This window comes from Calditrichota bacterium (assembly GCA_013152715.1).
Taxonomy (GTDB): domain Bacteria; phylum Zhuqueibacterota; class Zhuqueibacteria; order Thermofontimicrobiales; family Thermofontimicrobiaceae; genus 4484-87.
The window spans coordinates 57060-66803 of record JAADFU010000097.1 but is presented as its reverse complement, the minus strand read 5'-3'; the positions used below and the strand labels follow the sequence as shown (position 1 = coordinate 66803).

The 9744-nt window shown below is 45.2% G+C and carries 7 protein-coding genes; 6 read left to right on the top strand and 1 reads right to left on the bottom strand.

The genetic code is table 11. The features are described 5' to 3' along the window. Nucleotides 1-868, bottom strand: an 868-nt coding sequence (locus GXO74_08300) for a nitronate monooxygenase (protein ID NOZ61669.1), incomplete at its 3' end; no start/stop codon positions are given. A 235-nt stretch (nt 869-1103) separates the two neighbouring features. Between GXO74_08300 and GXO74_08295 the strand changes: the two genes are divergently transcribed. From GXO74_08295 to GXO74_08270, 6 genes are all read left to right on the top strand, one after another. Beyond that, complete coding sequence (locus tag GXO74_08295; GenBank protein NOZ61668.1) at nt 1104-4076, top strand: hypothetical protein; 2973 nt, start codon at nt 1104-1106, stop codon at nt 4074-4076. A gap of 292 nt (nt 4077-4368) precedes the next feature. After that, a complete protein-coding gene (locus GXO74_08290; GenBank protein ID NOZ61667.1) occupies nt 4369-4686 on the top strand; it encodes a nucleotidyltransferase domain-containing protein in 318 nt (105 codons plus the stop codon). Then, entirely contained in the window at nt 4679-5083 is a 405-nt protein-coding gene (locus tag GXO74_08285) for a HEPN domain-containing protein (protein ID NOZ61666.1), read from the top strand. Before GXO74_08290 ends, GXO74_08285 begins: the two co-directional genes overlap by 8 nt. Nucleotides 5084-5233: 150 nt before the next feature. Continuing rightward, nucleotides 5234-7033 (top strand): DNA helicase RecQ, encoded by a 1800-nt coding sequence (recQ, locus tag GXO74_08280; GenBank protein NOZ61665.1) that lies wholly within the window; start codon nt 5234-5236, stop codon nt 7031-7033. A 161-nt stretch (nt 7034-7194) separates the two neighbouring features. Further along, nucleotides 7195-8583: a metallophosphoesterase gene (locus GXO74_08275; GenBank protein ID NOZ61664.1), complete on the top strand. Its 1389-nt coding sequence runs from the start codon at nt 7195-7197 to the stop codon at nt 8581-8583. A 329-nt stretch (nt 8584-8912) separates the two neighbouring features. Next, nucleotides 8913-9722: a M55 family metallopeptidase gene (locus GXO74_08270; protein NOZ61663.1), complete on the top strand. Its 810-nt coding sequence runs from the start codon at nt 8913-8915 to the stop codon at nt 9720-9722. Nucleotides 9723-9744: the final 22 nt, after the last annotated feature.

Sequence of the window (9744 nt, the reverse complement as noted above, 5' to 3'; positions counted from 1 at the left end):
GCGCACCGCGACGCAAGGCACCAACCCAGAAATGTTCCACTTCGTACTGCGCCTCTTTTTTGGTAATTTCTCCGTTTCTGTGTTTTAAAATTAAATCCATTTGTAGCTCGGAAAAATCGCTCATCGCCTTATTCCGAATGGCGCGAACAGCGACCACACTGAGCTCGGAATTCAGAGACGGCGTGGAAATGGCATCTCTGGCTTTGGCTTTTATGAAAGCCTCTTTAAATTTGGGATGCACATCGCACTCTTTCGTCATGACAAAGCGAGTTCCCATTTGAATTCCGGCGGCGCCCATGAGTAGCAAATGTGCCATGAGCTTTCCCGTGGCAATTCCGCCCGCGACAAAAACGGGAATATCGTCCACGTTAAACAATACTTGCTGCAGCAAAATCGCCAGCGAGACATGTCCGATGTGACCACCGGCTTCGCTGCCTTCGAGCATCAGTGCGTCCACACCGGAGTCGATCATGCGTCGGGCAATGGATTCGTTGGAGGCAAAAGCCATCACTTTCGCGCCGCTTTCTTTGGCTATTCTTATTTCAGACCCGCGCGGAAAACTCCCGGCAAAAATGATAAACGGCACTTTTTTTTCAGTTGCAATCGCCAGATGCTTTCTGTAATTAGGTGCGATGGTGATGAGATTGGCAGCGAACGGTTTGTCCGTTTTTTCTCTGATGAGATCGATCTCCCGGGCGAAGATCTCCGGCGGAGAATTCCCCGCCGCCAGACTGGCAAATCCACCATGTTCCGCTACCGTGGTCACCAATTTGTGATCCGAAATCCAGGTCATGGCTCCCGCCAGAATCGGATATTCCACACCTAAAAAGTCTTTTCCTTGTTTCCACAATTGGGGTAAATATTTCATGGGTTCCTCTCGTGTTTGTCGGTTTGATTAAATACATTATAACACTTTTGATGAATTTAATCAAGAAAATATTCACTTTTTTCTTTTCAACCCTTTCCAAGGTTCCGAACCTTGAAAGGCTACTCAGGCGGGGGCTGTACTCCACCGAATAGGTGGGGCACAGCTTAAAAAATAAAAATTATTTGACATTGTAATAAATTTTTTCTATATTTTTTGGAAATTAAGGAGGAATTTTATGAAACGAAGCGTTTTGTTTTTCAGTTTTATTTTCTTGTTTGCTCTCTCTGGCTTTGCCAATGAAAATTATTGGCAGCAATTTGTGCACTATCAATTTAAAGTCAAGCTGGATGTGAAAGATCATTCACTGAGCGGAGAAGCGATTATTACCTATCGCAACAATTCGCCCGACACGCTGGACAGAGTTTACCTTCATCTGTATCCCAACGCTTTCAAGAATGAAAATTCCACCATGGCGAAAGAGTCGAAAAAATTTCTCCGTCCCATGCGCATCAATTCCCGGAATAACGGCTACCTTGACATTCTGGAATTTCGCATCATGCGCAAGGGGACGAATCTTCCGCCGGAGCAGGCGCCGATCGCTGCCTATCGCGTGGACGACACGATTCTTGAATCACCATTGCCGGAAAAATTATTGCCCGGCCAGGAAGTCCAACTTTACCTGCGTTTTTACGAGAAAATTTCTGCTATCATCAATCGCGGCGGCTGGCGAGGCAAACAGTTTGACCTGACGCAATGGTATCCCAAATTGGTCGTTTACGACGAGAAGGGCTGGCATCCGGATCAGTATCACAATCAGGGAGAATTTTACGGCGAGTTTGGCACATTCGATGTGGAAATTACGTTGCCGTACAATTACATTGTCGCCGCGACCGGCGTTCCCGTTCAAGGAGATCCCGGCTGGGAGTGGGTGAAAGTGGACACTTCGCTCAACGATGAGGAATGGCAGCAGGCTTACGAAGAACAGATCAAACAAATTAAACTCAAAGCGTTAGAGGCAAAGGAACGAACGGTCGTTTTTCACGCCGAAAAAGTTCACGATTTTGCCTGGCTGACGTCGCCAAATTTTTTGTACGAACGCGGCGAATGGAACAGCATTCCCATTCATGTGCTTTACGACAAACGGGCGCGAAAGTCGTGGAGCAAAAAAGTAACGCGGCGCGGCGAAAGCGTTTTGAAATGGCTGTCCGAAAAATTTGGTTTGTATCCCTATCCGCAGCTTACCATTGCTCACGGTCTTTTGGGCGGCGGCATGGAATATCCGATGATTGTAATGGATTCAGGCCCTGGCGAAGGACTGATTTGTCACGAAGTGGGCCATATTTATTTTTACGGGATGCTGGCAAATAATGAATTAGACGAAGCGTGGCTGGATGAAGGATTCACGACTTTTCAGGAAGGCTGGTATCAGCAAACTCATTATGGGTCTGCCGGCTACCCGGGCTATTCCCACCCAAAATCAAAATTGCAAAAATGGCTGAATCCTTCGACGCCGGGGCACGAGAGAAAAATGATGCGTCTGGTAGATTATACGACGAGCGGCTACAATGAACCGCTTTCTTTACCGGCGCACAAATATCTCGGCGGCTATCGCATGAATGCCTACACCAAGGGCTCGACTTTTTACGAAATGCTGAAATATATCGTCGGCGACAGCGTCTGGGACCGGATTGCGCACGAGTATTTTGATCGCTGGAAATTCAAGCACGTGAATGAGCAGCGTTTCAAACAGGTGTGCGAAGATGTTTCGGGCATGGATCTGGATTGGTTTTTCGATGAGTGGATGCACAAAACCGTGAATGTGGATTACAAATTAGCCGGTGTGAAAAAAGTGCGCGTGGCCGATTCGTTGTGGAAAACCACGGTGAAAATTGCTCGCAAAGACGAAGGCATCATGCCGGTGGAAGTGCTGGTAGTTACAAGTAAAAATAATGAAATTCGTCAGCGCTGGGACGGAAAAGCGAAATACGGAATTTTAGAATTCACCACCAAGGCAAAACCCAAAAAAGTCGTGCTCGATCCCGATGACATGATTTTGGACAAAAACCGGTTGAACAATGGCGATTTTTCCGTCAAATTTATTCCGGATACGCCTTATTCGCAATTTTATCGTTCCCGCAATAGTTACCTAATTCGCTATCGTCCGCACGTTTGGTACAACGATGTGGACGGCTTATGGCTGGGCATGGGTTTCAACGGCAGCTATATGAACAGGTTCAAAAACGCAAAACTAATTTTGTCTCTCGGGCTACGTTCCCGCAAATTGGGCGTGGATTTCAATTTTTCGCATCCGCTGCTAAAAAATAGTGAAAAACTCAAATGGCAATTGCGCGCCGCGGCTCGTGAGGGTCGCGCCATCGGAAAAATCGGACTGAAATTTTCCTGGAGTCGAATGAGAAATTTCCCTCCGTTTCATTCATTTGACATTGCTTTCAATTCCGCGCAGTTGCTGAAAGACGGTGGGAAGTATGTCATTGAGGAATATCGTTCCGGAGGTGAGACGAAAAAATTTATTGCTTGGGAGAATGGCAGAAATAACAATGTGAGCATTTCGTACATTTTCTCCCAATTTAAGCCCGGCTGGTCTGGCGATGCGCTTATTCAATTTGAAACATCGGAAAAAATACCCGGCAGCGAATTCAGTTACTCCCGTCTGCAAAGTCAACTCGATTACCGGCTTGGCAGCGGAGGCCGCTATCTTGCGGTGCGGCTGTTTGGCGGACGATTCTGGGGAGACAATTTCCCGATGCAAAAGATGTTTTTCGCTGATGGCGCTAATCCGCAGCAGAAATTTGAAAAATACTATTTGCGCAGCCGCGGAAGCTTTTCGGAATTGATTCCGTACCATCTTCCCGGCGGCGGAAATCTGCGCGGTTATTTGGATCAGAGAATTGCCACGGATCGGATCGCCGCAGTCAATGTCGAGGCTTCAACCATTCGTTTGTCCCCGTTTTTCCGCAGAAAATTCATGGTGAATATTTCCGTTTTTGCCGATGCCGGTTATCTGCGAAACGAAAAAGGAGACCGGACAACTTTGACGGATGCGGGAATCGGAAGCCAGTGGCGTTTTCGTGCGTTTTATCGCTTTTTCCTATTGCGCATCGATTTTCCCATTTACGTCAGCGATCCCTTACCGGGTGAGCAGAGTGTCAGATTTCGCTGGTTAGTGAGTTTTCAGCAAGCGTGGTAGGGATATTTTTGTGAGCCAGACGATTCCGGTTTCTTGGAGAAATCGAATTTGTTTTATCTGTGTTTGAAGCTTGGATGGCTCATAGCGATAGGGGAGCCTAACTGACAAAAATATATTGCAGATATGATTTTTTTTGATTATATTTGTGTAAAGTTTTTCCATTAAAAACTTATCAGCGCTAAAATATAATCCACGCATTAGTAAAATCTTTGTTGAAGAATTTTACGGCACACTGAATGTTAAAACACCATAAATATTTATTGCTTCTCAATTAAAGAATTTAGGGTATTCTATGATTTCTGAAAAACAAATCAAAGTCATAGCAAATCGAATTGCAAAAAAAATAAAAACAAGTAGAATTTTTGTGTTTGGCTCTTTTGCCTATGGGAAACCCGGGCAAGATAGCGACTTGGACTTATGCATTATTACTAATCTCATGAATAGAAGAAAAATTGAAATAATGAGAGAAATTCGCAGAGAAATCTCTCGGGATTATCAGATACCAATGGATATTTTAATCTACGATAATAAAGAATTTGAGGAGAGAGCGCGCCATCAAAATACATTAGAGCATAAAATTTTAAAACAGGGAATTTTAGTGTATGGATAATCGAGCACTAGCCAAAGAATGGTTCGATATTGCTGCTGTAGATTTATCCTCTGCAAAATACCTACAAAATATGCATCCTGTTCCTATAGAAATAATATGCTACCACTGTCAGCAATCATCAGAGAAATATTTGAAAGGCTTTTTGGCATTAAAAGGACATGAGATAATAAAAACACATGACCTGATATTGCTGAATAATTTATGTTGTAAGCACGATGCGGATTTTGAAAGGATTGAAGAAGAATGCCTGCGCCTTACAGATTATGGAGTTAATATAAGATATCCCTATCTAATGGATTTAAACATGGACGACATGAAGTTAGCCATAAAAGATGCGAATAAAATACAGAACTTTATTTTGGAAAAAGTTTCATCTAAAAAAGATAACACAGATTGATAATAATAAAAGCAAAAAAGGGGATTAATTTCATTTCGAAATGCTGGGTGAGTTTCCAGCGGGCATTGTAAAATGAAAGATGAACTGGACAAACCAGGTCTCTCCGAGAAACCTGGTTTGTAACTTTAAAATAAACAGGAAGTTCCTTTTTTGTTCAATTTAGAAAAAACTTTAAAAAAATATTTCGGCTACGAAGAATTCAGGCCTCTGCAAAAAGAAATCATCGATGCCGCGCTTGCGCGTAAGGATATTTTTGTACTCATGCCCACTGGCGGCGGCAAGTCGCTGTGTTACCAATTGCCTGCCATCGTTCAGACGGGGTTGACTGTCGTCATCTCTCCCTTGATTTCACTGATGAAAGATCAGGTGGATACACTGCGCGATTTAGGCGTTGCGGCGGAGTTTTTGAACAGTACGATGACTTCCGAAAAGATGGACGACGTCAAAAATCGGCTGTTGCAAAACAAGGTGAAAATTCTCTACGTGGCGCCCGAGCGATTGGTGCTGGAGTCTTTTCTGCGATTTTTGGAGAAATTGAGCATTGACTTGTTCGCCATTGACGAGGCGCATTGCATTTCCGAATGGGGCCATGATTTCAGGCCTGAATATCGAAAGCTGGTGGTTTTGCGGGAAAAATTTGACCATGTACCGCTGATGGCACTTACAGCAACGGCGACGCCAGTAGTGCAGAAAGATATTGTCGAAATTCTGAAGATGCAGGATCCCCGAATTTTCAGGGCGAGCTTCAACAGAGCCAATCTTTTCTACCGCGTTTTGCCGAAAGGGGACACCTACACTCATCTGACCGATTACCTGCAAGCGCATCTCAAGCAATCGGGAATTATTTACTGCCAGAGCCGCAAAACCGTGGACCGACTGGCGAATGCGCTGAACGACGACGGATTCCGTGCACTGCCCTATCACGCGGGTCTGGAAACCGGAGAGCGCACGAAAAACCAGGAAGCCTTCATTCGCGAAAATGTGGACATCATCGTGGCGACGATTGCCTTTGGCATGGGCATTGACAAACCCAATGTGCGGTTTGTGATTCACTACGATTTGCCGAAAAATCTGGAAAGCTACTATCAGGAAACAGGCCGCGCCGGCAGGGACGATTTGAAAAGCGACTGCATCTTATTTTACAGCTACGGCGATAAGGCGAAGATTGAATATTTTATCAAAGAAAAGCCGAGCGAGCGGGAGCGGAAAATTGCGCTGAAGAAATTGCACCAACTCATCGACTATTGCCAGAGTCCGGTTTGCCGCCGAAAACTGATTCTCGAATATTTTGGTGAAAAGTACGAGCAAGAAAATTGCGGTGCCTGCGATAACTGCCTGAGGAAAGAAGACGACAGTCAGAAATTTGACGGGACGATCATCGCGCAAAAAATGCTTTCCTGCGTCTATCGCCTGAATCAAAGATTTGGCATGAATTACGTCATCGATGTGCTGCGCGGCTCCCAAAGCGAGCGCATTTTTCAGAATGGCCATCAGGATTTGCCAACTTACGGCATTGGCGAAAAAATTCCCAGAAAAAGATGGATCACCTTTGCGCAGGAATTGATTCGCTTGGGCTATTTGCAAATTGAGGGTACCACTTATCCGATAATGAAATTAACCGCTAAAAGCAGAGATGTTCTGTTCGGCGATGAAAAAGTGATGCTGACGCCTTACGTGGAAAAGCGGCCCAAACGAGCGGCGGCTCCGACAGAATATGATGACAATTTATTCGAGCGATTGCGCCAGTTGAGAAAACGCATTGCCGATGAGAAAAATGTCCCGCCTTACGTGATTTTTCACGATCGCACGTTGCAGGAATTGGCTGAAAAAATGCCAACCACCTGGGATGAGTTGCGGCTGATTTTTGGCATGGGTGAGACAAAACTGAAACAGCACGGGCCGCGATTTTTGAAGGAGATTATTGCGTACGGGGAAGAAAAGAAGATTTAGTTTCGAGTTGCATCTCTCAAGTTCTGAGTTTCGCGTTTCGAGTTAGTTGTGCTGAGTTGATAAAAAAAGCTTGCATTTTTGCCAGAAAAGGTTATTTTATTAAATATTGTTTAAGGTGAGGGACAAAATTAATAATTTCTGACACCAACTTTGGAGGAACCATGATTCAAAAACGTTTTTTTCACTATTTCGTCATGCTGATTGTGCTTTTGTCAATCAGTCTGATTCTCTTTTCTTGTTCAAAAGACAAAAATAATCCGGTGAGCCCGGAAGAGGGGAATTACCCGTCGTTAAATTTTGCCATTTTTTCAGATGCCCATTATTATGATCCGTCGTTGGGTACAAGCAGCGACGCTTTCAAAGCGTATCTTGCTCAAGACCGCAAAATGCTCGCTGAGAGCAAAGCCACGCTGGAATCCGTCGTGAGCGATCTCAAGGCTGCCGATATTGAGGTGGTTTTAGTCACCGGCGATTTGACTAAAGACGGGGAAAAGCAAAATCACGAACAGATGGCGGCTTATCTGGCGCAAATCGAAGCCGCAGGGAAGAAAGTGTACGTGATCCCCGGGAATCACGACATTCAAAATTCAGCGTCCATGAGCTACCCGGACGATGGCGATCCGGTACCGATTCCGAGTGTGACGCCGGAAGAATTCAAATCCATTTACAACGACTTTGGCTACGCCGAAGCAATTGACAATGACCCCAATTCGCTGAGCTATGTGGCGCAGCCAAAAGACAGCATCTGGATTCTGGGGATTGACGATTGCAATTACAACGGGAAATACGCGGACATTAGCTGGATCGGCGGCGATTTGAAATCGGAATCAATCACCTGGATTAAGTCGAAGTTACAGGAAGCCAAATCAAAAGGAATAACTGTCATCACCATGATGCACCACGGTCTGGTGGAACACTTTCCGAACATGGAAGCGGTTTTCCCGGAATATCTCATCAGCGATTGGCAGAATAAAGCAAAAGATTTCGCGGCTGCGGGATTGAACATAATCTTTACCGGGCACCATCACGCGAATGACATTTCCGAATTAGTTGACGGAGATAATTTTGTGATCGATGTTCAGACCGGTTCGCTGGTCAGCTATCCGGTGCCTTATCGTCTGCTTACTTTTGACGGCAATAAACAAACTTTGAAAATTACGAGCGTGTTTGTCTCCAGCATTAACTACGACACCGGAGGCATGGATTTTCAGTCTTATGCGAAAAATTCTCTTGCATCTGGCTTTCCTCCGCTCGTAGTTGCGACGTTGATGTCATTAGGCGTGGACAGCACGAGCGCTCAGCAATTGGAGCCGTTAGTAACGCCGACGCTCATCGCCTACTATCACGGCGACGAGCCTAACTATCAGGATGCCACAATTAATGCAGGAATAAATTCATTAATCACCAGCGGCGATCCCACAGCGTTTCAGTTCGGCATGTTGCTGATGGGCGTGTGGAATGATTTGACCTGGGACAACAATGTTACTATCGATCTGAAAACCGGCGATATTTCAGCTAATAGCTCGGGGCCGATGATGGTTTTTAAGTAAGATAATTTTAAAAGCAGCATAAAAAAATGACCGGAGTGACAAAAATAGCTTCGGTCATTTTTTTGTTGATCAACTTCAAATGAAATGATACGGCAGTTTATTCAAATTCAACTTTAGCCTTGGCTTTCAATTGCTTGTACCATTCGTTGTAAATGGCGCGCTGGAAAATATTTTTTGCGCCTTGGCATTGTTCATGGAGCGACGTCGGAAAAGATCATAAGATGTCGCTTCAAAAAAAATGTTGCTTTTCACCTTCTCATTTATTATTTTTCTCTGCGACAGTTTTTGACAAAAACGAAGTTAAAAATTCTGATTTTAAAGGAAACGCCATGAGCGACAAAAAAATTTACATTTCCGTTGATATGGAAGGCATCACCGGCGTTGTTGACTGGGCAGAGACAGAAGCGGACAAAGCGGAATATCAGTACTTCCGCAAAATCATGACCGACGAAGTGAACGCCGCCATCGAAGGCGCGTTGGAAAAGGGCGCCACGGAAATAGTCGTTCGCGACGCTCACGGCAACGCAAAAAACATCATTCCCGATCGGCTGCACGAAAAAGCCAGATTGCTGCGCGCCTGGGCAAATAGCCCGTGGGTGATGATGGAGGGAATTGACGAAACATTCGCTGCGGCGATTTTCATCGGTTATCACGCCAAAGCCATGACGGCGCAAGGGACACTGTCGCACACCATGCGCGGCGATATTTTTGATTTGCGCGTGAATGGCATTTCTCTGCCGGAATTGGGCTGGAATGCGCTCATTGCCGGTTACGTGAATGTTCCGGTCATTTTTGTTTCCGGAGATGATTTGATTTGTCGACAGGCAAAAGAACTGATTCCCGACATCGAAGCGGTGACTGTGAAGCAAGGATTTGGGGAAGCAAATTTGAATCTGCATCCCAAGGTGGCGCAGGAAAAAATTCGCCAGGGGGTCGCTTCTGTCATGGAAAGAATCGACCGGATCGCGCCTTTTCGGCTGGAAAAACCCTATGTCATGGAGATAGCTTACAAAAAAACGCGCCTTACCAATCAAGCCGCCTGGTATCCCGGCGTGGTGCGAAGAAATGATTTTACGGTAAGTTTATCCTGCGAGGATTTCATGGACTGTATGAAATTTTTTTATTTTGTGGGCTTCTAAGTTACGGGGCGTTTTCAGCCGC